The sequence below is a fragment of the Mesorhizobium sp. M0854 genome (genome assembly GCF_040319815.1).
Lineage (GTDB): Bacteria > Pseudomonadota > Alphaproteobacteria > Rhizobiales > Rhizobiaceae > Mesorhizobium.
Window position 1 is genome coordinate 25,908 of the sequence record NZ_JAMYOL010000027.1, and the last position, 21,146, is coordinate 47,053.

Here is a 21,146-nt window from a genome sequence, read left to right on the forward strand (position 1 = left end):
ATTTCGATCTCTAATAAGTCATGACATTTTGGCGACCAGATCCCGCTCTTATCCGGCGGCCGGCCTATCAATCGCTCGCCGACCAGTTCGCGCGCGCCATCCATGACGGGCGCCTGGCCAATGGCGCTCGGTTGCCGACGCACCGGCAGTTGGCTGACGATCTGCAACTTTCCGTGCAGACGGTCAGCCGCGCCTATGAGGAGCTGATCCGCCGCGGGCTGGTGTCCGGCGAGGTCGGCCGCGGCAGCTTCGTGCAGACACAGCGCCGCGAGCCGGAGCCCCCCTATCTGCCGGAGCGGCTGGGCGAGCTCATCGACCTCTCCATCCTGAAGCCGGTCTGCGAACCGATGCATCTGGAGCGGCTGAGGCAGGCACTGGGCTGGCTCGCCGAAAACCTGCCGTCGAGCTCGGCGCTGTCGTTCAGGCCGAACATGGTGTTCCCACGCCACCGTGCGGTGGGTGTCGAGTGGCTGCGGCTCTGCGGCCTCGACGCGTCGCCGCAGAACATCAGCCTGACCAACGGCGCCACCGCCGGTATGACGGTAGCGCTGATGAGCGTAGCGCCGCCCGGTTCGACCGTCGCCACCGAGGCGATCGGCCACCACACGCTGATCCCGTTGGCGCGTTATCTCGGCTTCAACCTCGAGGGTTTGCCGATCGACGACAATGGGCTGATCCCGGAAGCGCTCGACGAGGCCTGCCGGCTGTCCGACATCCGCGCCGTGTTCGTGCAGCCCTCGGTGATCAACCCTACGGCCACCCTGATGGATGCCGGCCGGCGCGAACAGATTGCCGCCGTTGCGCGCAGGCATGACATCGCCATTATCGAAAACGACGTCCTCGGCCCGTTGGTCGAGGACCGGCCGCCGCCGGTAGCCGCCTTCGCGCCCGAGCGCACGCTCTACATCACCTCCTTCACCAAGATCGTGGTGCCGGGCCTGCGCATCGGCTATCTCGCGGCGCCCGATCGTTATGTCGCCGCGGTCGCCAATCGCCATCTCGTCTCGAACTGGATGGCGACGCCGCTGGTGGCCGAGATCGCCACCAAATGGGTGACCGACGGCACCGCGATGGAACTCGTGCGATGGCAGCGCCTGGCTTTGCGGCGGCGTCTGGACATAGCCGCCGAGGTGCTTGCCGGAGTGGACTATCGGGCTCATCGCGACGGGCTGCATGTCTGGCTGCGGCTGCCCGAGGATCGCGGCGAGGAAAGCTTTGTGTCCCAGGCGCGCCTGCAGGGCGTGGCGATCGCGCCCGGTACGTCGTTTCGCATTTCGCAGATGCCTTGGCATCCAGCCGTACGGATTTCGCTGGGCTCGACCACGGAGGGGGAACTGCGTGCCGGTCTCGGCGTTGTCACCAAGCTTCTGCTCGGCGATCCCGAGCATCTCCTGCTTGCCATCTAGGGAACAAATGGCGGGGAATTATGCGGAGTTCGAAATATTGTCATGATATTATTTTCTTGATTGACATGATTTGCCGCGATCCGCATCGTTAAAGGCATAGCTTCTCCAGCACGGGAAATTCATTGTCGGCGCCCATCATCAAGATCGACGGTATTTCGAAAAGCTTCGGCACCTTCAAGGTGCTGGACGGCCTCTCGATGCAAGTCATGCCCGGCGAGAAGCTGGCACTGATCGGTCCATCGGGTTCGGGCAAGACGACGATCCTGCGCATCCTGATGACGCTAGAGCGTATCGACAGCGGCCACATCCAAGTCGACGGTGAACAGTTGTACCACATGGAGCGTAACGGCCGGCTGCTGACGGCCGATGAACGGCATTTGGCAAAGATGCGCCAGAAGATCGGCATGGTCTTCCAACTGTTCAATCTGTTTCCGCACAAATGTGTCATCGACAATGTGACGCTGGCACCGATGCTGACCAAAGGCGTGCCGCGGGCCGCCGCCGAAAAGCGGGCGATGGAACTGCTCGACATGGTCGGCATGGTCGACAAGGCCAAGGCGATGCCGGCGCAGCTTTCAGGCGGCCAGAAGCAGCGCGTCGCGATTGCGCGGGCGCTGGCGCTGTCGCCGAAGATCATGCTGTTCGACGAGGTCACCTCGGCGCTCGACCCTGAGCTCGTCGACGAGGTGCTCAACGTCATGCGCAAGCTCGCCGCCGAGACCGACATGACCATGCTGCTGGTCACCCACGAGATGGGTTTCGCCCATGACTTCGCCGACCGGGTGCTGTTCTTCGATCGCGGCAGAATAGTCGAGGAGGGCAAGCCCGACGAGATTTTCCGCCATCCCAAACAGGAGCGCACGCAAGGTTTCCTGAAGAAGATCATTGCGGCCGGACATCGGGTCTGACTGCCATGCGAGGCGGCAACGCCTCAAGCAAGCCAAGAAGACAGACAAACAAGGAGTTGGGAACAATGAAGAAATTTGCCATTTTGGCCGGCGTCGCCGGTATTGCGCTGACGGCGGTGCTGGCCGCCTCGACGGCCGGCTCGGCCGACGACAGCAAGCTCGAAGAGCTTAAGGCGCAAGGCTTTGCCCGCGTCGCCATCGCCAACGAGCCGCCCTATACGGCGGTCGCTGCCGACGGCAAGGTTTCGGGTGCGGCGCCTGACGTTGCCCGTGAAATCTTCAAACGCCTTGGCGTCAACGATATCGTCGCCTCGATCTCGGAATATGGCGCCATGATCCCCGGCTTGCAGGCCGGCCGTTTCGACGTCGTCACCGCCGGATTGTTCATGAAGCCGGAACGTTGTGCTGCGGTCGCCTATTCGGAACCGGTGCTGTGCGACGCCGAGGCGATGCTGGTGAAGAAGGGCAACCCGAAGGGCTTCAAGAGCTACGAGGACGTCGCGAAGGACGCGAGCGCCACGATCGGCGCGCCGGGTGGCGGCACTGAAGAGAAGCTGGCGCTCACCGCAGGTGTGCCGCGCGAGCGCGTCATCGTCGTGCCGGACGGCCAGAGCGGCCTGAAGATGCTGCAGGACGGCCGCATCGATGCTTATTCGCTGCCCGTGCTGTCGATCAACGACCTGGTCAAGAAAGCCAATGATCCGAACCTCGAAGTCATCGCGCCGGTGGTCGGTGCGCCGGTCTATTGCGACGGCGCGGCCTTCAAGAAGGGCGACGAAGCGCTGCGCGACGCCTATGATGTCGAGCTGGCGAAACTGAAGAAGTCCGGCGAGTTCGCCAAGATCATCGAGCCTTACGGCTTCTCGGCGGCGGCGGCAATGTCGACGAGCCGCGACAAGCTCTGCTCGGCGAAGTAAAAAGTGCCGCTCACCCTAGCTTCTCCCCGTCAAAAACGGGGAGAGGGGGGCGCCAACGCTGGAGCTTCACCCTTCTCCCCGTCCCTATAACGGGGAGAAGGTGCCGGCAGGCGGATGAGGGGCGGCGCCGGCGTTCTGTAATGATCACCAAGCGAGGAAACGCTTAGCCCTAATGACCCAATGGTCCGGCTATTTCGGCCTGATATTGCAAGGAGCGCTTGTCACCATCGAGCTGACGCTGATGGGGTCGGTGCTGGCCTTGATCATGGCTTTTCTCGCCGGGCTGGGGCGGCTGTCGCGGTTTTTCGTGCTGCGGGCGCTGGCCACCGCCTATATCGAGTTCTTCCGCGGCACCTCGATTTTTGTGCAGCTGTTCTGGGCCTATTTCGTGCTGCCCATTGCCGGCATTTCGCTGACGCCGCTGCAGGCCGGGGTGCTGGCGCTGGGCCTCAATGTCGGCGCCTATGCGGCGGAAGTGGTGCGTGGCGCCATCAAGTCTATCGGCCGCGAACAATATGAGGCCTGTACCGCCCTCAATCTCGGCCGCTGGCAAGCCATGCGCCATATCATCCTGCCGCAGGCGCTTCTGGTGATGCTGCCGACCTTCGGCAACAACGCCATTGAATTGCTCAAGGCCACCGCCGTCGTTTCGCTGATCTCGCTCGCCGACCTGACCTTCCAGGCGCAGGTGGTGCGCTCGCAGACCGGCAATACTCTGGTGCCGTTCAGCACCATCCTCGTCATCTATTTCGTCCTGGCGCTGCTAATCTCCTGGGGCGTGCGGTCGCTGGAACGCCGCATGGCTCGTGGCCTCGACGGGGTGCGCGTATGATGGATCGGGCCTGATAATGGAATGGGATTGGGATTTTGTCCGGCAGATCCTGCCGACGCTGATCGAGGGGGTGAAGATCACCATCCTGGCGACGCTGCTCGGCTCGGTACTGGCGGCGATCGTCGGGCTGGGCATCGCGTTGGCGCGCCGGTCGCCGAACAGGGCTCTGTCGCGCACCGTCGGTTTCCTTGCCGAGTTCATCCGTGGCACACCGCTGTTGGTGCAGCTCTATTTCATCTTCTACGTGCTGCCGGATTTCGGCGTCCTGTTGCCGCCGCTGATCGCGGGCGTCATCGGTCTCGGGCTGCATTACGGCACTTACACGGCCGAGGTCTACCGCGCCGGCATCGATAATGTTCCGCGCGGCCAGTGGGAAGCGGCCAAGGCCTGCAATCTAAACGCCACCCAGACCTGGACGCACATCATCATTCCGCAGGCAATTCCGCCGATGATCCCGGCGCTTGCCAATTATTTCATCGCCATGTTCAAAGAGACGCCGCTGCTGTCGGCGATCACCGTGCTCGAACTGATGAACCAGGCCAAGAGCGTCGCCAATACCTATTACCGGTATATCGAACCGATCACCTTGGTCGGCGCCTTCTTCCTCGCCATCAGCCTGTTCTCGGTGGTGCTGCTGCGCTGGCTGGAACACCGTTATGGGCGGATCGAACGATGATTGCTGCACCCGAAATCCGCCTGCATTCGGCCCGGCCGCCGCTCGACGCGCGTCCGCTGGAAAAGCGGGTCGGCCTGATCATCCTTGCCACCGACCACACGAGCGAACCGGATTTTCACCGCATGGTGGCAAGCGACCGCATCGGGGTCTATGTCGCGCGCATTCCCTACGCCAACCCGACGACGCCGGACAATTTGCGCAAGATGCAGCCGTCGCTGACGGCGGCCGCGGCCCTGATCCTTCCCGACGAGCCGCTCGACGCGATCTGCTATTCCTGCACCTCGGCCTCCGTCGTGATCGGCGATGCCGAGATCGAGGCCGCGGTGCAGGCCGCCAAACCCGGCGCGCCGGTGGTTACGCCGCCGATGGCCGGCGTGCGCGGCCTGAAGGCGCTGGGCGCCAGGACGATCAGCATCCTCACTCCCTATACGGTCGAGACCAGCCGGCCGATGGCGGCCTATTTCACCGAGCATGGTTTCGAAATCGCCAGCTTCACTTGCCTCGGCTTCGAGGATGATCGCGAGATGGCGCGGATTGCGCCGAAATCCTTGGTCGATCTGGCTCGCGAGGCGACGGCCGAACACTCGGACGCGCTGTTTGTCTCCTGCACGGCACTGCGGTCCGCGGCGGCAGTTGTCGGTATGGAAGAAGCCATCGGCCGTCCTGTCGTCACCAGCAACCAGGCGACGGCCTGGAATTGCCTGCGGCTTTGCGACGACGACGAGCCGCGCCCTGAATTCGGCCGTCTGATGACGCTGCCGCTGAACTGATTGCAGAGCCATGACCACGTCCAGGATAAGCCTGTCCGAAATCCACGCCGCGCGCGAGCGCATCGCAGGCAAGGTCGAGCGTACGCCGACCGTTCCTTCCCGGAGTCTTTCCCAGCACTTGGACGCTCCTGTTTATCTCAAGCTCGAACACCGGCAGACCACCGGCGCCTTCAAGCTGCGTGGTGCCTCGAACGCTATCGCTTCGCTGACAGCAGAGGAGAAGGCGCGCGGCGTCGTCGCTGCCTCGACCGGCAACCACGGCCGGGCACTTGCCTATGCTGCTCAATCGCAAGGCATCCACGCGACGATCTGCATGTCGCGGCTGGTGCCGCAGAACAAGCTCGACGAGATCCGCCGGCTCGGCGCCGAGATCCGGATCGTCGGCAACAGCCAGGACGATGCGCAGCGGGAGGTCGAACGGCTGGTCGCGGAAGAGGGGCTGATCATGCTGCCGCCTTTCGACCATCCCGCCATTGTCGCCGGGCAAGGCACGCTCGGGCTGGAGATCATCGAACAGGTTCCGGACGCCGCCTTGGTGCTGGTGCCGCTTTCCGGCGGTGGGCTGGCGGCTGGCGTCGCTGCTGCCGTGAAGGGCGTCAGCCCGGCGACGAAGGTGATGGGCGTTTCAATGGCGCGCGGTGCGGCGATGAAGGCGAGCCTCGACGCCGGACATCCGGTTTTGGTCGAGGAACTGCCGACGCTGGCCGATTCCCTCGGCGGCGGCATAGGCCTCGACAACCGGCTGACCTTTTCCATGTGCCGCGACCTGCTCGACGATGTGATCCTGCTCAGCGAGGACGAGATCGCCGCCGGCATCCGGCATGCCTATGAGCAGGAGCGCGAGATCGTCGAAGGCGCCGGCGCGGTCGGCATCGCAGCCGTGCTTGCCGGCAAGATCAGGGCGAGCGGCCCGACGGTGCTCGTGCTGTCCGGCCGCAACATCGATATGACACTGCACCGCAAGATCATCTGCGGCGAAGCAATTGCGGAGAGCGCAGCATGAGCCGTATGACGATCCTCACCGAAGCTGAATTGCGCAAGATCGTGAAGCTCGATCTCGATGCCATCGCCTGCGTCGAGAACGCGTTCCGGGCGCTCGCCACCTTGCCGGTGGCGATGCCGCCGATCCTGCGGCTGGACATTCCAGAGCATCGCGGCGAGGTCGACGTCAAGACCGCCTATGTACCGGGTATCGACGGTTTTGCGATCAAGATCAGCCCCGGCTTTTTCGATAATCCCAAGCTCGGCCTGCCCAGCGTCAACGGCATGATGGTGCTGCTGTCGGCGAAAACCGGATTGGTCGAGGCGCTGCTGCTCGACAATGGCTATCTCACCGACATCCGCACGGCCGCCGCCGGTGCGGTCGCCGCCAAACATCTGTCGCGGGCGGGTTCCTCCGTTGCCGCGATCTTCGGCGCCGGTGTTCAGGCCGGACTGCAGCTCGAGGCGCTGATGCTGGTGCGGCCGATCACCGAGGCTCGCATCTGGGCAAGGGATGCCGCCAAGGCCGAGGCCGCGGCCGACGCATTGTCCGAAAGACTGGGCATCGCCGTTCACGCCGAGCCCGACGCGGCAAAGGCTGCGGCCGATGCCGACATCATCGTCACCACGACGCCGTCGACCGAGCCGCTGATCAAGGCCGGCTTCGTCTCCGCCGGCCAGCATATCACTGCCATGGGCTCGGATGCCGAGCACAAAAACGAGATCGCGCCGGCGATCCTGCGCATGGCCGATCTCTACGTCGCCGATAGCGCCAAACAGACACGCCGGCTGGGCGAACTGCACCATGCTATCGCGGCGGGCGTGATGGCGTCCGATGCCGAAATCACCGAGCTTGGCCACATCATCGCCGGCGAAAGGCATGGCCGGCGCTCGGACAGCGACATCACCATTGCCGACCTGACCGGCACCGGCGTGCAGGATACGGCGATCGCCACGCTCGCCCGCGACCGGGCGCGTGCGGCCAAGACCGGTACGATTTTCGAAAGCTGATGCTGGCCGCAAGGCCCAACAAACGAGGACCAAGAACAATGCAGCCTAATTTGAAATTCTCGCGCGGCGAATATGCGGAGCGCCTCGCCAAGACGCGGAAGGCCATGCAGGTCAAGGGCGTCGATCTATTGATCGTCAGCGACCCGTCCAACATGGCCTGGCTGACCGGCTATGACGGCTGGTCGTTCTATGTGCATCAAGCTGTCATCGTGCCGCCGTCGGGCGAGCCGGTGTGGTACGGGCGCGGCCAGGACGCCAACGGCGCCAAGCGCACCGCCTATCTCGCGCACGACAACATCATCGGCTATGCCGACCACTATGTGCAGTCGACCGAGCGCCATCCGATGGATTTTCTGTCCAGCGTGCTCTCCGATCGCGGCTGGGGCAAGCTCAGCATCGGTGTCGAGATGGACAATTACTGGTTCTCGGCCGCTGCCTTCGCAGCGCTGCAGAAGCACTTACCCAATGCCCGCTTCGTCGACGCCACGGCACTGGTCAACTGGCAGCGCGCGGTGAAGAGCCCGACCGAAATCGACTACATGCGCAAGGCCGCCCGCATCGTGGAAGCGATGCACCAGCGCATCGTCGACAAGATCGAGGTCGGCATGCGCAAATGCGACCTGGTCGCCGAGATCTACGATGCCGGCACGCGCGGCGTTGACGGCGTCGGCGGCGACTATCCGGCGATCGTGCCGCTGCTGCCGTCGGGCGCCGACGCATCGGCGCCGCATCTGACCTGGGACGACCGGCCGATGAAATCGGGCGAGGGCACCTTCTTCGAGATCGCCGGCTGCTACAACCGCTATCACTGCCCGCTGTCGCGGACCGTGTTCCTTGGTAAACCCACGCAGGAATTCCTCGATGCCGAAAAGGCGACGCTGGAAGGCATGGAGGCGGGACTTGCCGCCGCCAAGCCCGGCAACACATGCGAGGACATCGCCAACGCCTTCTTCGCGGTGCTGAAGCGGTACGGCATCGTCAAGGACAACCGCACCGGGTACCCGATCGGGCTTTCCTATCCGCCTGACTGGGGCGAGCGCACGATGAGCCTGCGTCCAGGCGACCGCACCGAGTTGAAGCCCGGTATGACCTTCCATTTCATGACCGGCTTGTGGCTTGAGACGATGGGGCTGGAAATCACCGAATCCATCCTGATCACCGAGACGGGCGTCGAGTGCCTGGCGAATGTGCCGCGCAAACTGGTGGTGAAGAATTGAGCCCGATGTCCAGCCTTCGCCCGTCACCGATCACGCCGACCGTCGATTTCGAGCGCGACGGCGTGCAGCACGGTTTCCTGCGCCTGCCTTACAGCCGCGACGATTCCGCCTGGGGATCGGTGATGATCCCGATCTGCGTCATCCGCAACGGCAAGGGGCCGAGCGCATTGCTCACCGGCGGCAATCATGGCGACGAGTACGAGGGGCCGCTGGCGCTCTTCGATCTCGCCCGTACGCTCGACCCGAAGCAAGTCAGCGGCACGATCATCATCGTGCCGGCGATGAACTATCCGGCGTTCCGCGCCGGCACACGCACCTCGCCGATCGACAAGGGCAATCTAAACCGCAGCTTTCCCGGCCGGCCCGACGGCACGGTGACCGAGAAGATCGCCGATTATTTCCAGCGCGAGCTTCTGCCCCGTACAGACATCGCGCTCGACTTCCACTCCGGCGGCAAGACGCTCGACTTCGTGCCGTTCTGCGCCGCCCACATCCGGCCCGACAAGGTGCTGGAAGCGAAGGGTTTCGCTGCGGTTGAAGCCTTCTCCGCACCATGGTCGATGAAAATGCTGGAGATCGACGCGGTCGGCATGTTCGACACTGCCGCCGAAGAGATGGGCAAGCTGTTCATCACCACCGAGCTTGGCGGCGGCGGGACTTCGCGCGCGGAAACGGTGCGGATCGCACGTCGCGGCGTGCTCAACGTGCTGCGTCATGCCGGCATCGTCGCCGGCGCGGTCGAGATGCAGCCAACCCGCTGGCTCGACATGCCGTCCGGCGATTGCTTCTCGTTCGCCGAGGACGACGGGATGATCGAAACCATGATCGATCTCGGCGAGCCGGTGGCAGAGAACCAGGTGCTGGCACGTATCCATTCCATAGGCCGCACCGGCGGCGCGTCGCAGGAGATCCGGGCCAAAATGTCCGGTCTGTTGGCGGCGCGGCATTTTCCGGGGCTGGTCAAGGCCGGCGACTGCGCTGCCGTGGTCGCCGTGCTGGTCGATTGATGGTTAGGAAGCCGATGTCGGGAACGGCTCGGTCCTGCCTTTGGGGCGATCGCCGATGGCAAAGACGGCGCTCGCCTCGCTGACGATCGAGACATGATCCTTGGCGGCTGTTCCGGCCGCCGCACTGTCGCCGCGCATGATTGCTGTCACGATGGCGTCATGCTCCTGCCACGACTGGGCTAGCCGGCCGGGCAGCATGAATTGCGCGCGCCGGAACGGCGCCAGGCGGCCGCGGGTCATGACGGTCAGTTCATAAATGTGCTTGCTGTGGGCGCCGCGATAGAGCCGGGTGTGGAATTCGGTGTTGAAAAGCTCATACTCTTCTTCGGCACCGAGCTGCACGAAGCGCGCCGAGGCCTGGTGCTCGGCCTCCAGCGTGCGGCGCTCGCCAGCGGTCATGCGCTCGGCCGAGAACCGCGCGCAGATCGCTTCAAGCTCGGCCATGCTTTCGAACATCGAGGCGAGGTGCTCCTGCGTCACCACGGCAACGGTGGCGCCGCGGTTCGGCCGTCGTTCGACCAGTCCCATGGCGCTGAGCCGGCTGAGCGCTTCCCTGATCGGCGTGCGTGAGACGTCGAAGCGGGCGGCGAGCGAGGCCTCGTCGAGCTTTTCGCCCGGGCGCAGGAAACCGGTGACGATCCGGTCGCTGATCGCCCTCACCATCTGATCGACGGTCGTGCCCGACCTGATCAAATTGCGCTTTCCCGACACGTCTCCTCCGTCCAGTCTTTTCGCTAGAGCCGTAAGCCACTCACCGGCTTCGATTCCTCCGCATCTCTGTATGCCTATGTTTTAGCCTTCATGTCAAATTGGCGATTTTGGAGGCAAAAAGTGTATGCAATTGCTCCGGCTTTGTGCAGTCCACATCGACACACTCATTGATATTGCTGAATAAATCTCATTTCTGAAACTGGCATGCTGATTGCATACACTTCTCTCATTGAGGTGTTAACCGGCCCCAAAGGCCCCATAGAGGGAGCATTCAAATGTCCGAGAGATTCATGCTTAGCCGCCGCGACCTGCTCAAGACCTCCGCCGCCGGAGCGGCGCTCGGCCTTGCGTCCGCATCGTTTCCGATCAGCAGGGCCTTCGCCGCGACGGCCACTGTCGGCTTCATCTATGTCGGGCCAAAGGACGATTACGGCTACAACCAGGCGCATGCCGAAGGCGCCGCCACGCTGAAGGGGATCGAAGGAATTTCCGTCGTCGAGGAGGAGAACGTGCCGGAGACGGTCGACGTGCAGAAGACGATGGAATCGATGATCAATCTCGACGGTGCGTCGCTGATCTTCCCGACCTCGTTCGGCTATTTCGATCCGCACATGCTCGCCATGTGCGCGAAATTCCCCGACGTGCAGTTCCGCCATTGCGGTGGCATGTGGAACAAGGACAAGCATCCGATGAATGCCGGTTCCTATTTCGGCTATATCGGCATGGGCCAGTATCTGAACGGCGTCGTCGCCGGTCACACCAGCAAAACCAAGAAGCTCGGCTTCGTCGCGGCAAAGCCGATCCCGCAGGTGTTGCTCAACATCAATTCCTTCCTGCTCGGCGCGCGCTCGGTCGACCCGACCATCACCTGCCAGGTGATCTTCACCGGCGAGTGGTCGCTAGCGGTCAAGGAGGCCGAGGCCACCAATGCGCTGGTCGACCAGGGTGCCGACGTCATCACCTGCCATGTCGATAGCCCCAAGGTGGTGGTCGAGACGGCGGCCGGGCGTGGCGCCTTCGTCTGCGGCTATCATGCCAACCAGAGCCCGCTGGCGCCGGAAAAATACCTGACCGGCGCGGAATGGAACTGGGCCAAGGTCTACAAGACGTTCGTCGACGATCTGGTGGCGGGCACGCCGCTGCCCAATTTCACGCGCGGCGGCCTGGCCGACGGCTTCGTCAAGATGAGCCCGCTCGGCCCGGCCGTCGGCGATGCCGCCCGCAAGCAGTTCGACGGCACGCTGGCCGAAATGATGAAAGGCGGCTTTTCCGTCATCAAGGGTCCGCTGAAGAGCAACAAGGGCGTCGTCGTCGCGACCGAAGGCCAGGCCTTCGCCGAGACCGCGCTCGAACTCGAAAGCATGGACTACCTGGTCGAGGGCGTCGTCGGTTCGACCGCCTGAACCGGATCGGAGACGGGGCCATGGCAGACACGATCAGCACTGCGGGCGCACCGGCGCTGTTTGGCGCCAGGAATTATCCGGCGGCGCTCGAATGGGCGGCGCGGCGGGCGGAAGCCTTCGTCATACCGCTCGCGGCACTGATCGTCGGCATGGCGCTGTTCAGCGTGTTCATCGCGCTGGTCGGCAAATCGCCGGTGCAACTCTACGAGACGATGTGGCGCGGCGGCTTCGGCTCGTGGTTCTCGATCCAGAACTCGCTGTCACGGGCAGCACCGCTTTTGCTGGCAGCGCTCTGCGTGGCGCTGCCGGCCCGGCTCGGCCTCGTCGTCATCGGCGGCGAAGGCGCGATCGTGCTGGGCGGCGTTGCCGCCGCCGCCATCGGCGTCGCGGCGAATGGCGCGCCGGCTTTTCTGGTCATCCTGCTGATGGGCGTGGCGGGCGCGGTCGCCGGCGGCATCTGGATCGGTGCCGTCGGCGCACTCCGCCACTACCGCGCCGTCAACGAAACCATCTCCAGTCTGCTGATGGCCTATATCGCCATCGCGCTGATGAACCATCTGGTCGAAGGGCCTCTGCGCGATCCGGCTTCGCTCAACAAACCCTCGACCGAGCCGCTGGCGGATGCCTACCACATCGGCAACATTCCAGGCATGGACGTGCACTGGGGCCTGGTCGTCGGCATTCTCGCCTGCGTCTTGTCCTGGCTGTTGATCGAAAAGACGCGCTGGGGGTTTGCCGCCCGCATCGCCGGCGGCAATGTCAGGGCAGCTCAGGTGCAAGGGCTTGCCGTCGGGCCGCTGATCGTCGGCTTCACCGGGCTCGCCGGCGGCTTCGCCGGGCTGGCCGGCATGCTGGAGGTCGGCGCCGTTCAAGGCAGCGCCAACGCCTCGCTCGCCGCCGGCTATGGCTATACCGGCATCCTCGTCGCCTTCCTCGCCCGCCACAATCCGCTCGCCATCATCCCGGTCGCTTTCCTGCTCGGCGGTATCGGCGCTTCTGGCGGGCTGATCCAGCGCCGCATGGACCTGCCCGACGCCACCGTGCTGGTGCTGCAAGGCATGCTCTTCGTCGTCATCCTGTTCAGCGAAACCTTTTACGGCCGCTTCAAGGTCTTCAATCCCGATCTGTGGAAGAGAGGCTCCTGATGGACGCGACCGAGATCGGCCTGTGGGGCGTGCCGCTCGCCATTCTCGGCGGCGCCATCCGCGTTTCGACGCCCTTCATCTTCGTCTCGCTCGGCGAAGCCATCACCGAACGCTCCGGCCGCATCAATCTTGGCCTCGAAGGCACGCTGGTCTTCGGTGCGATGACTGCCTACGCCGTCGCGGTGATGACCGGCTCGCCATGGCTCGGCGTGCTGGCTGCCGCCGGTGCCGGACTTTGCTTCGGCCTGTTCCACGGCTGGATCTGCAAATTCCGCGGGGTGAACGACATCGCCATCGGCATCGCGCTGATGCTGTTCGGCTCCGGTCTCGCCTTCTTCTTCGGCAAGCCGTTCATCCAGCCCTCGGCACCAGACCTGCCGGCCATCGCCTTCGGTGGCTGGTCGGATATCCCGCAGGTGCAGGCGGCGCTCAACGTCAACATCCTGTTCCTGATTGGTGCCGCACTTGCCGTGTTCCTATGGTGGGCGTTCCGCAATACGCGCGCCGGCCTGATCGTGCGCGTCGTCGGCGACAGCTCCGATGCGGCGCGCGCCATGGGCCTCAATCCCAACACCGTGCGCCTGCTTGCGACAGGTGTCGGCGGTGCGCTCGCCGGCATCGGCGGCGCCTATCTGTCGCTCTATTATCCCGGCAGCTGGACCGAACGCATCTCGTCGGGGCAGGGCCTGATGGCGGTGGCGCTGGTCATCTTCGCGCGCTGGAATCCGCTCGGCTGCTTTGCCGCGGCACTATTGTTCGGCGGTGCGGGCGCGCTAGGCCCGGCGTTGCAATCGGTCGGGGTCACGCAGGGCTACTACCTCTTCTACGCCGCGCCTTACATCCTCACGCTCATCATCATGATCGCCACCTCGTCGCCGAGCCGCTCGCTTGCCGGCGCGCCGGGCGAATTGTCGATCACCAAATGACTGGAGTTTTTTCCGATGAACGCCAGAGCCGAGATCACCCAGCGCTATATCGATGCCGACCCTTATCCATGGCCTTATAATGGCGAGCTGCGGCCGGACAATACGGCACTGATCATCATCGACATGCAGACCGATTTCTGCGGGCCGGGCGGCTATGTCGATCATATGGGCTACGATCTTTCGCTGGTGCGGGCGCCGATCGAGCCGATAAAGTCGGTGCTCTCAGCCATGCGGGCCAAGGGTTACACCATCATCCACACGCGCGAGGGCCATCGGCCCGATCTCGCCGACCTGCCGGCCAACAAGCGCTGGCGCTCGCGCCGCATCAATGCCGGCATCGGCGACCCCGGGCCTTGCGGGCGCATCCTGGTGCGCGGCGAACCCGGCTGGGACATCATCCCCGACCTCTATCCGGCGGCGGGCGAACCGATCATCGACAAGCCGGGCAAGGGCTCGTTCTGCGCCACCGACCTGGAGCTGATCCTGCGCCAGCGCGGCATCGACAACATCGTGCTGACCGGCATCACCACCGATGTCTGCGTCCACACGACGATGCGCGAGGCAAACGATCGCGGCTTCGAATGCGTGATGCTGGAGGATTGCTGCGGGGCAACCGACTACGGCAATCATCTCGCCGCGATCAAGATGATCAAGATGCAGGGCGGGGTGTTCGGCGCGGTGTCGAATTCGGCATCCTTCATCGCGCAACTGCCGTGAGGAGGCGATCTTGAGCGGGAGCACTGGGAAGAAGGCCGTCGGCGTCGAGACCATCGGCATGACCATGCGCTTCGGCGCTTTCACCGCGCTGGACGATGTCTCGATCAAGGTGCCGGCGGGATCGTTCCACGCGCTGCTCGGCGAAAACGGCGCCGGCAAGTCGACGCTGGTCAAATGCATGATGGGTTTTTACCATCCGACCGCCGGCGACATGCTGGTCGATGGCCGCGAGGTCGCGATCGCCAGTCCGAAGGATGCCTCGGCATTGGGGCTCGGCATGGTCTACCAGCACTTTACCCTGGTCCCGTCGCTGACCGGTGCGGAAAACCTGGTCATTTCGCGCGAAAAGGTGCCCGTCGTCATCGACTGGCGCAAGGAGCGCGCCGCACTTGCGCAATTCATGCAGCGTATGCCGTTCAAGCTGCCGCTCGACGTCAAGGTGGCGGAACTTGCGGCCGGCGAGAAGCAGAAGCTCGAAATCATCAAGCAGCTCTATCTCGGCCGCAGTTTCCTGGTGCTCGATGAGCCGACCTCTGTGCTCACTCCCGGCGAGGCACAGGAAGTGCTTGGCCTGGTGCGCGACATGACCAGGACCGGCGACCTCACCGTGCTGATGATCTCGCATAAATTCCACGAGGTGACGGCCTTTGCCGACGATATCACCGTACTGCGCAAGGGCAGGCTGACCGGAACCGGAAAGGTCTCCGAACTTTCCCACAAGCAGATGGCGGCGATGATGATCGGCGACCAACCGATCGCCGCACTCGACAGCCGCGCCCCGGTGCCGGCCGGCGCCAGACAGGTGTTGACGGTAAAGTCGCTGAAGGCGCCCGACCGGACCGGTTTGAAAACCATCGACATCGGCGAACTCGATGTGAAGTCGGGTGAGATCGTCGGCATTGCCGGCATCTCCGGCAACGGCCAGAAGGAATTTCTCGAAGTCCTTGCCGGACAGCGGGCGCGCAATGGCGGCGACGTTCTGGTGAAAGGCTCGCCCTACGGCGCCAGCCGCAGCGAGGCGCGCACGCTCAATGTCCGCTTCATTCCGGAGGAGCCGTTGCGCAATGCCTGCGCACCGAAGATGACGGTGGCGGAAAACATGGCCTTCCGGACCTTCGACCTCAACGAGGCCGGCAAGCCGGTCAACTGGATCAGGATGAGTGCGATCAGGGACTACGCGGCCCGCCTGGTCGAACAGTTCAAGGTCAAGACGGCCTCGCTCGCTTCGCCGATTTCGTCGCTGTCAGGCGGCAATGTGCAGCGCGCCGTGCTGGCGCGCGAGCTGACCGGCGAGGTCGATTTGCTCATCGTGTCCAATCCCTGCTTCGGCCTCGACTTCTCTGCCGTCGCCGAAATCCGCGCCCGCATCATGAAGGCGCGCAACGCCGGTGCCGCCGTGCTTTTGATGTCGGAGGACCTTGATGAGCTGCTCGAGCTCTCGGACCGCATCTTCGTCATGTCGGATGGCGCGCTGGTCTATGAAACGCCGATCGCGCAGGCGAGCGTGCAGACGATCGGCGAGCACATGGCGGGACATCACTGATGGCGGAGATCGAGGCGCTGCCGTTTCCGTTTGTGTTCAAGCCTGAGGCGATGGCGCTGGTCGTCATCGACATGCAGCGCGACTTTGCCGAACCCGGCGGCTTCGGCGCCAGCCTCGGCAATGACTTCAGCCGGGTCACGGCGATCGTGCCGACGGTGAAGAGGCTGATCGCGGGGTTTCGCGCCGCTGGCCTGCCGGTGATCCACACGATGGAGTGCCACAAGGCAGACCTTTCGGATCTGCCGCCGGCCAAGCGCAATCGCGGCAATCCGTCGATCAGGATCGGCGATGTCGGGCCAATGGGTCGTGTGCTGATCGTCGGGGAGCCGGGAACGGCGATCCTCGATGAACTTGCCCCACTGCCTGGCGAGATCGTCATCGAAAAACCCGGCAAGGGCGCGTTCTATGCCACCAGCTTCGGCGACGACCTCAAGCGGCTCGGCGCACAGCAGCTAGTCTTTGCCGGGGTGACGACGGAGGTCTGTGTGCAGACGACGATGCGCGAGGCCAACGACCGCGGCTATGAATGCCTTCTGGCGGAGGATGCCACTGAGAGCTATTTTCCGGAGTTCAAGGCGGCAGCCCTTGCCATGATCAGGGCGCAGGGCGCCATCGTCGGCTGGACGGCAACGACGGACCAGGTGCTCGAGGGACTTTCCAATGCCTAACGTCGCATACGCGGCTCTCATCCAAGGGGGCTGGCGTGATCTGCCATTCGAGCATTTTCGCGAAGGCATCACAGTGCATTGGCTGCTCAAGGGTGGGCCGATGGAACCGTCGGTCGCCATCCTGAACTACCGGGCTGGCGCCAGCGTGCCGCGTCATCGCCATGCCGGGCTGGAGACGATCATCGTGCTGGAAGGCACGCAGAGCGACGAGAACGGCGATCATGCCGCGGGCAGCGTGATCCTGAACCCGGTCGGAACCGAGCATTCGGTGTGGACCAAGGATGGCTGCGTCGTGCTCATCCAGTGGAACCTGCCGGTAGTCATTCTGGGCGAGGCCAAATGAGCGACGTCCGCTTCGACATAGCGAGCCTGCACGTTGCCTATCAGGCCGGCGTCGGCATTGGCGAGGTGATCGATGTGGTCCATGCGCGGCTCGCGGCGGCCGATGACCCCGGCATCTTCATCCATCTGGCGAGCAGGGCGGAGTTGCTTGCCGAGGCGGAAAAGCTCGGCCCGTTCGATCCCGCGGCAAAGCCGCTGTGGGGCGTGCCGTTCGCGGTCAAGGACAACATCGATGTTGCCGGCATGCCGACCACGGCGGGTTGTGCGGAATATGCCTACTTGCCGGCGAAAGACGCCACCGTCGTCGCGCGGCTCAAGGCCGCCGGCGCGCTGGTTGTCGGCAAGACCAATCTCGACCAGTTCGCCACCGGCCTGGTCGGCGTTCGCACGCCCTATCCAATCCCGAGGAATGCGATCGACCCGAAACTGGTGCCGGGCGGTTCCTCGTGCGGCTCGGCCGTGGCGACGGCGCGCGGCATCGTCTCCTTCGCGCTCGGCACCGATACCGCCGGTTCGGGGCGCATACCCGCCGGCCTCAACAACATCGTCGGGCTGAAGCCGAGCGTCGGCGCGCTATCAGCCGCCGGCTTCGTGCCGGCCTGCCGGACGCTTGACTGCGTCTCGGTTTTCGCGCTCACCGTCGATGACGCCTATCACGTGTTCGAGGCGGCGGCGGCAAAGGACGACGCCGATCCCTATTCGCGTGACCTCTGCATTCAGGCTCTTGCCGCGCGCCCGCCGGTGCTGACTGTCGGCGTGCCGGCCAGGGCGGACTGGACCTTCTTCGGCGACGCAGCGATGCAGGCGTGTTTCGAGGCCGCTCTTGCCTCTCTGGAGACCCTGGGCTGCCGGCTGGTCGAAATCCCGTTCGGTGATTTCTACGCCACCGCCAACCTGCTCTACGAAGGCGCCTGGGTGGCCGAGCGTTACGCCGCGATCAGGGACTTCATGGATACCAGCGAGGCCGCCATGCATCCGGTGACGCGGCAGATCATCGGCGGCGCGCGAAAACTTTCAGCCGCGGACGCTTTCAACGGGCTCTATGCCTTGCAAGGCTACAAGGCCAGGCTTGCGCCGGTCATCGCCTCGGTCGACCTATTCTGTGTGCCGACCGCGCCGACCCACTACACAGTCGAGGCGGTTCTCGCCGATCCGATCGTCACCAACAGCCGGCTCGGCACCTACACCAACTTCGTCAATCTGCTCGACATGTGCGGCATCGCCGTGCCGACCGGAACACGCAGCGACGGTTTGCCGATGAGCGTCACCTTGCTTGCCGCGGCGGGCATGGACCATCTGACTGCGTCGCTTGCGCGCGATGTCCATGCGGCAAGCGGCCTTGCGCTTGGTGCTATCGGCTGGCCGCAGCCGCAGCGCGGCGATGTTCTGGCGGGCGTGGATGAAGGCACGATCGAGCTGGCCGTGGTCGGCGCGCATCTGTCGGGGATGGCGCTGAACGGCCAGCTGCAGCAGCTCGGCGCAATGTTCGCCCGGGCTGCAAGAACGGCGCCGCTCTACCGGCTTTACGCGCTCGCCGGCCAGTCGGTGCCGCGACCGGGGCTCGAACGGATCTGCAACGGCAAGGGGACAGCGATCGAGGTCGAAGTCTGGCGGCTCTCGCCGCAAGCCTTCGGCCGTTTTGTTGCCGCGATCCCGCCGCCGCTAGGCATCGGCACGCTTCTGCTTGATGACGGAACGTCGCCGAAAGGCTTCCTCGTCGAAAGTGCCGGTCTCACCGATGCAAAGGAGATTTCGCATTTCGGCGGCTGGCGCAATTTCATGGCGGGTCAGCTGCAGCGAAGCTGACGCTATCACTCGACCTTTTGCCTAAACTTCGAATGGCAGCTCGAGCAATCCTGCAAGATGAGATGCAGGAGGTGCTCCGCCGGCAATTTAGTGGGATCGGCTTCCGCGAGTGATGGTCGCTTGCCAAGCAGGCTGCCACCGCCCATCGCCAGGCCGGAACCCATTCTCATGTCGTCGGTGATGCGCGGCGGCGCCCGCTCGGCGTCGGAGGCCAAGGCGCTGGCCAGCGTCCCGATGTGGCGAGCCAGCTCTTCGAACTCCGCGCGGGCGGGGTCGATATCCGGCCTGGCGCCTGAAGGCGCGCCCAATGTCGCGCTGGGGAATTCGGCAATCAGGGCAGGGCCGGTGCGGGCGCGGATGGTCTCGGCCGCCGCCTTGAAGGCCGCGGCGTCGTACGCCTGCTTGCCGTCGAACATCCCGGCTATCGTCTTTGCGGCCTGGGCCATTTCCTTCATCGAGGCCTGGCGAGCCTGGATGACCGCATCACGACCCGAATGGGCGGCGGCGAGCACGACAGAGACGCAGGCAAGCGACAGGACCGCTATGATAGCTGCTCGTCTCATCGTTGGCACATAAGGAGCTAGAGAATTCTTGTGACCAGACTGTCCAGTCGGGAGTTCTCGCGATAGGCAAATCGGACCACAACGGCACCTAAGACGCCAGTGATGGCACCGCCTATCACGTCGGTGAGATAGTGGGTGCCGATATAAATTCTCGACCAGCAGATCAGCAATGCCATGATGGAGAGGGCCAGCATCCGGCGCGGCAGACCTTGCATTGCAAGAGCAGCAACAACCGCAAAGCTGGCTGTCGCGTGGTCGGAGGGAAACGACCAGTCGGCGCTGGGCGCAATCAGCAGATGCGTCACGCCGGCATCGTAGGGCCGCAGCCGGTGGACGAATAGCAAAATGAACTGATTGATCGCCAGACCGAGCAGGAACGCCAAGCCGGCGGACAAGGCAGCATGGCGCACATGGTAGCGGTCGGCCTTTGCCCACCATTGCAGGGCAACAGCCAGCACCATCAGCGGAACGCCGATTTGTGAGACGGCGATCATTGCCTTATCAAGAAAAGGGCTGATCCCGGCTGCCGCGTTGATCCAGTGGGTTAGAGCTGCATCCATCGTTTCTCGTTTCCGCTGTTGTCGATCGCAAGGTGAATTTTGTGAAAGCAGTAGACGAACGCCGCATCCATCAGATTTTCGAGCTCAGCATCTGGCTTAAAGGGGCGCATGCCCTGATCGAATGCGTGGGCGGGATCCTGCTTTATGTCGTCACCACCGACGCCATTGCCTCCTGGGTCAATACATTCACCCAAGAGGAATTGATCGAAGATCCGAACGATTTCATAGCTGGCTATCTGTCGCAGATGGCAAGCCACTTTTCCGTCGCCAGCAAGGAGTTTTATGCCTTCTACCTGCTTAGCCACGGCCTTATAAAACTGCTGCTCGTTGTCGGGCTTTTGAGAGGCAAGCTGTGGTCGTATCCGGCATCGCTTGCGGCGCTGGGCGCATTTATGTTCTATCAAGTCTACCGCTACTCCTACACTCATTCGTTCGGCCTGCTTGTCCTGACCGTATTCGATGCTGTCGTCATGGTGCTGATCTGGCATGAATGGAAGGTCGTGCGGCAGCACAAGCCGGCATGACAGCGAAGTTTGCACGTCAGCCGCTCCGATTTTCAATCCACCTCACTGGGCGACGCCTTGTCCTGCCAGCTCGTCGATAATCGGGCAATCCGGCCGCTCGTCGCCGTGGCAGTGACTGACCAATTGGTGAAGCAAGCCGCGCAATCCGACCAGTTCGGCGATCTTCCTGTCGACCTCGACCAGCTTGGCTTTCGCGATCGCCTTCACGTCGGCGCTGTCACGTTCCCTGTCCTGGTACAGCGACAGCAGCTGGCGGCATTCGTCGACCGAAAACCCCAGGCTTCGCGAGCGCTGCAGGAAGCGCAGCCGGTGAATATCGGCCGTCGAGTAATCACGATAGCCATTGTCCGTCCGGGCCGGGTGCAAGAGCCCGATATCCTCGTAGTAACGGATCGTCTTGGCCGGCAAGCCGGATTTTTCGGATGCGACGCCGATGTTCATGGCGGAAATCTCCTTTGTCGGAGGAAATAGACCTTCCAGTAGATGGAAGGTCAACATGATGTGGCGATTTTG

At 63.7% G+C, this 21,146-nt stretch carries 23 protein-coding genes; 19 read left to right on the forward strand and 4 right to left on the reverse strand.

The annotated features are described in order from the left end of the window. Positions 1 to 20: 20 nt before the first annotated feature. The 10 genes from ehuR to doeB all read left to right on the forward strand — a co-directional run bounded on the left by ehuR (position 21) and on the right by doeB (position 9,725). A complete protein-coding gene (gene ehuR / locus NKH99_RS26725) occupies positions 21 to 1,406 on the forward strand; it encodes a MocR-like ectoine utilization transcription factor EhuR (protein ID WP_353016520.1) in 1,386 nt (461 codons plus the stop codon). A gap of 122 nt (positions 1,407 to 1,528) precedes the next feature. Beyond that, entirely contained in the window at positions 1,529 to 2,314 is a 786-nt protein-coding gene (gene ehuA, locus NKH99_RS26730; protein ID WP_023677199.1) for an ectoine/hydroxyectoine ABC transporter ATP-binding protein EhuA, read from the forward strand. A gap of 65 nt (positions 2,315 to 2,379) precedes the next feature. Beyond that, positions 2,380 to 3,231 carry an ectoine/hydroxyectoine ABC transporter substrate-binding protein EhuB gene (ehuB, locus tag NKH99_RS26735; RefSeq protein WP_023677200.1) on the forward strand — a complete coding sequence of 284 codons (852 nt, stop codon included), beginning with the start codon at positions 2,380 to 2,382 and terminating at the stop codon, positions 3,229 to 3,231. Positions 3,232 to 3,403: 172 nt separating this feature from the next. Then, on the forward strand, positions 3,404 to 4,063 hold the full coding sequence (gene ehuC, locus NKH99_RS26740; RefSeq protein WP_352473226.1) for an ectoine/hydroxyectoine ABC transporter permease subunit EhuC: 660 nt from the start codon (positions 3,404 to 3,406) through the stop codon (positions 4,061 to 4,063). 16 nt (positions 4,064 to 4,079) lie between these two features. After that, positions 4,080 to 4,739, forward strand: coding sequence for an ectoine/hydroxyectoine ABC transporter permease subunit EhuD (gene ehuD / locus NKH99_RS26745; protein ID WP_352850793.1), 660 nt, complete (start codon positions 4,080 to 4,082; stop codon positions 4,737 to 4,739). After that, on the forward strand, positions 4,736 to 5,509 hold the full coding sequence (gene eutA, locus NKH99_RS26750) for an ectoine utilization protein EutA (RefSeq protein ID WP_352850791.1): 774 nt from the start codon (positions 4,736 to 4,738) through the stop codon (positions 5,507 to 5,509). Before ehuD ends, eutA begins: the two co-directional genes overlap by 4 nt. Positions 5,510 to 5,519: 10 nt before the next feature. Further along, positions 5,520 to 6,512 carry a hydroxyectoine utilization dehydratase EutB gene (gene eutB / locus NKH99_RS26755; RefSeq protein WP_352850789.1) on the forward strand — a complete coding sequence of 331 codons (993 nt, stop codon included), beginning with the start codon at positions 5,520 to 5,522 and terminating at the stop codon, positions 6,510 to 6,512. After that, positions 6,509 to 7,501, forward strand: a complete 993-nt coding sequence (locus tag NKH99_RS26760; RefSeq protein ID WP_352850787.1) for a cyclodeaminase — start codon at positions 6,509 to 6,511, stop codon at positions 7,499 to 7,501. Before eutB ends, NKH99_RS26760 begins: the two co-directional genes overlap by 4 nt. 38 nt (positions 7,502 to 7,539) lie before the next feature. Beyond that, the gene (gene doeA / locus NKH99_RS26765; protein WP_352850785.1) at positions 7,540 to 8,718 is read left to right on the forward strand and encodes an ectoine hydrolase DoeA; all 1,179 of its coding nucleotides are present in this window, start codon (positions 7,540 to 7,542) and stop codon (positions 8,716 to 8,718) included. Between the two features lie 5 nt (positions 8,719 to 8,723). Further along, positions 8,724 to 9,725, forward strand: coding sequence for a N(2)-acetyl-L-2,4-diaminobutanoate deacetylase DoeB (gene doeB / locus NKH99_RS26770; RefSeq protein ID WP_352879938.1), 1,002 nt, complete (start codon positions 8,724 to 8,726; stop codon positions 9,723 to 9,725). 3 nt (positions 9,726 to 9,728) lie between these two features. Here doeB and NKH99_RS26775 read toward each other — a convergent pair whose 3' ends face one another. Beyond that, positions 9,729 to 10,388 (reverse strand): GntR family transcriptional regulator, encoded by a 660-nt coding sequence (locus NKH99_RS26775; RefSeq protein WP_023677208.1) that lies wholly within the window; start codon positions 10,386 to 10,388, stop codon positions 9,729 to 9,731. A gap of 323 nt (positions 10,389 to 10,711) precedes the next feature. Here NKH99_RS26775 and NKH99_RS26780 point away from each other — a divergent pair, with 323 nt between their 5' ends. From NKH99_RS26780 to atzF, 8 genes are read left to right on the forward strand one after another with little or no spacing between them, the layout of a single operon-like run. Then, positions 10,712 to 11,839, forward strand: coding sequence for a BMP family ABC transporter substrate-binding protein (locus NKH99_RS26780; RefSeq protein WP_353016526.1), 1,128 nt, complete (start codon positions 10,712 to 10,714; stop codon positions 11,837 to 11,839). Between the two features lie 20 nt (positions 11,840 to 11,859). Beyond that, positions 11,860 to 12,984 carry an ABC transporter permease gene (locus NKH99_RS26785; RefSeq protein WP_352690776.1) on the forward strand — a complete coding sequence of 375 codons (1,125 nt, stop codon included), beginning with the start codon at positions 11,860 to 11,862 and terminating at the stop codon, positions 12,982 to 12,984. After that, positions 12,984 to 13,910 (forward strand): ABC transporter permease, encoded by a 927-nt coding sequence (locus NKH99_RS26790; RefSeq protein ID WP_352501329.1) that lies wholly within the window; start codon positions 12,984 to 12,986, stop codon positions 13,908 to 13,910. The genes NKH99_RS26785 and NKH99_RS26790 overlap by 1 nt, the downstream gene beginning before the upstream one ends. Before the next feature lie 15 nt (positions 13,911 to 13,925). Further along, entirely contained in the window at positions 13,926 to 14,627 is a 702-nt protein-coding gene (gene biuH, locus NKH99_RS26795) for a biuret amidohydrolase (protein ID WP_353016530.1), read from the forward strand. Between the two features lie 58 nt (positions 14,628 to 14,685). Next, complete coding sequence (locus NKH99_RS26800) at positions 14,686 to 16,170, forward strand: ABC transporter ATP-binding protein (protein ID WP_502900108.1); 1,485 nt, start codon at positions 14,686 to 14,688, stop codon at positions 16,168 to 16,170. After that, a complete protein-coding gene (locus tag NKH99_RS26805; RefSeq protein ID WP_353016536.1) occupies positions 16,170 to 16,838 on the forward strand; it encodes a cysteine hydrolase family protein in 669 nt (222 codons plus the stop codon). The genes NKH99_RS26800 and NKH99_RS26805 overlap by 1 nt, the downstream gene beginning before the upstream one ends. Further along, positions 16,831 to 17,181, forward strand: coding sequence for a cupin domain-containing protein (locus NKH99_RS26810; protein ID WP_352501326.1), 351 nt, complete (start codon positions 16,831 to 16,833; stop codon positions 17,179 to 17,181). Before NKH99_RS26805 ends, NKH99_RS26810 begins: the two co-directional genes overlap by 8 nt. Continuing rightward, positions 17,178 to 18,986 (forward strand): allophanate hydrolase, encoded by a 1,809-nt coding sequence (gene atzF, locus NKH99_RS26815; protein ID WP_353016539.1) that lies wholly within the window; start codon positions 17,178 to 17,180, stop codon positions 18,984 to 18,986. Before NKH99_RS26810 ends, atzF begins: the two co-directional genes overlap by 4 nt. 5 nt (positions 18,987 to 18,991) lie before the next feature. Here the strand turns inward: atzF and NKH99_RS26820 are convergent, their stop codons facing one another. Further along, entirely contained in the window at positions 18,992 to 19,549 is a 558-nt protein-coding gene (locus NKH99_RS26820) for a cytochrome c (protein ID WP_352473247.1), read from the reverse strand. Positions 19,550 to 19,566: 17 nt separating this feature from the next. Continuing rightward, positions 19,567 to 20,109: a phosphatase PAP2 family protein gene (locus NKH99_RS26825; protein ID WP_352473248.1), complete on the reverse strand. Its 543-nt coding sequence runs from the start codon at positions 20,107 to 20,109 to the stop codon at positions 19,567 to 19,569. A 41-nt stretch (positions 20,110 to 20,150) separates the two neighbouring features. On the opposite strand from NKH99_RS26825, the gene NKH99_RS26830 reads away from it, so the two are divergent. Beyond that, on the forward strand, positions 20,151 to 20,633 hold the full coding sequence (locus NKH99_RS26830) for a DUF2127 domain-containing protein (RefSeq protein ID WP_352452336.1): 483 nt from the start codon (positions 20,151 to 20,153) through the stop codon (positions 20,631 to 20,633). Positions 20,634 to 20,675: 42 nt separating this feature from the next. Here the strand turns inward: NKH99_RS26830 and cueR are convergent, their stop codons facing one another. After that, entirely contained in the window at positions 20,676 to 21,074 is a 399-nt protein-coding gene (gene cueR / locus NKH99_RS26835) for a Cu(I)-responsive transcriptional regulator (protein WP_352473250.1), read from the reverse strand. Between the last annotated feature and the right edge of the window lie 72 nt (positions 21,075 to 21,146).

Coding starts and splice junctions, on each gene's coding strand:
- biuH (WP_353016530.1), top strand. CDS start 13,926: ATGAACGCCAGAGCCGAGATCACCCAGCGCTATATCGATGCCGACCCT.
- NKH99_RS26780 (WP_353016526.1), top strand. CDS start 10,712: ATGTCCGAGAGATTCATGCTTAGCCGCCGCGACCTGCTCAAGACCTCC.
- atzF (WP_353016539.1), top strand. CDS start 17,178: ATGAGCGACGTCCGCTTCGACATAGCGAGCCTGCACGTTGCCTATCAG.
- ehuD (WP_352850793.1), top strand. CDS start 4,080: ATGGAATGGGATTGGGATTTTGTCCGGCAGATCCTGCCGACGCTGATC.
- NKH99_RS26790 (WP_352501329.1), top strand. CDS start 12,984: ATGGACGCGACCGAGATCGGCCTGTGGGGCGTGCCGCTCGCCATTCTC.
- eutA (WP_352850791.1), top strand. CDS start 4,736: ATGATTGCTGCACCCGAAATCCGCCTGCATTCGGCCCGGCCGCCGCTC.
- ehuC (WP_352473226.1), top strand. CDS start 3,404: ATGACCCAATGGTCCGGCTATTTCGGCCTGATATTGCAAGGAGCGCTT.
- ehuR (WP_353016520.1), top strand. CDS start 21: ATGACATTTTGGCGACCAGATCCCGCTCTTATCCGGCGGCCGGCCTAT.
- NKH99_RS26810 (WP_352501326.1), top strand. CDS start 16,831: ATGCCTAACGTCGCATACGCGGCTCTCATCCAAGGGGGCTGGCGTGAT.
- NKH99_RS26760 (WP_352850787.1), top strand. CDS start 6,509: ATGAGCCGTATGACGATCCTCACCGAAGCTGAATTGCGCAAGATCGTG.
- NKH99_RS26805 (WP_353016536.1), top strand. CDS start 16,170: ATGGCGGAGATCGAGGCGCTGCCGTTTCCGTTTGTGTTCAAGCCTGAG.
- NKH99_RS26825 (WP_352473248.1), bottom strand. CDS start 20,109: ATGGATGCAGCTCTAACCCACTGGATCAACGCGGCAGCCGGGATCAGC.
- doeB (WP_352879938.1), top strand. CDS start 8,724: ATGTCCAGCCTTCGCCCGTCACCGATCACGCCGACCGTCGATTTCGAG.
- NKH99_RS26800 (WP_502900108.1), top strand. CDS start 14,686: ATGACCATGCGCTTCGGCGCTTTCACCGCGCTGGACGATGTCTCGATC.
- cueR (WP_352473250.1), bottom strand. CDS start 21,074: ATGAACATCGGCGTCGCATCCGAAAAATCCGGCTTGCCGGCCAAGACG.
- ehuB (WP_023677200.1), top strand. CDS start 2,380: ATGAAGAAATTTGCCATTTTGGCCGGCGTCGCCGGTATTGCGCTGACG.
- NKH99_RS26785 (WP_352690776.1), top strand. CDS start 11,860: ATGGCAGACACGATCAGCACTGCGGGCGCACCGGCGCTGTTTGGCGCC.
- doeA (WP_352850785.1), top strand. CDS start 7,540: ATGCAGCCTAATTTGAAATTCTCGCGCGGCGAATATGCGGAGCGCCTC.
- eutB (WP_352850789.1), top strand. CDS start 5,520: ATGACCACGTCCAGGATAAGCCTGTCCGAAATCCACGCCGCGCGCGAG.
- NKH99_RS26775 (WP_023677208.1), bottom strand. CDS start 10,388: ATGGTGAGGGCGATCAGCGACCGGATCGTCACCGGTTTCCTGCGCCCG.
- NKH99_RS26820 (WP_352473247.1), bottom strand. CDS start 19,549: ATGAGACGAGCAGCTATCATAGCGGTCCTGTCGCTTGCCTGCGTCTCT.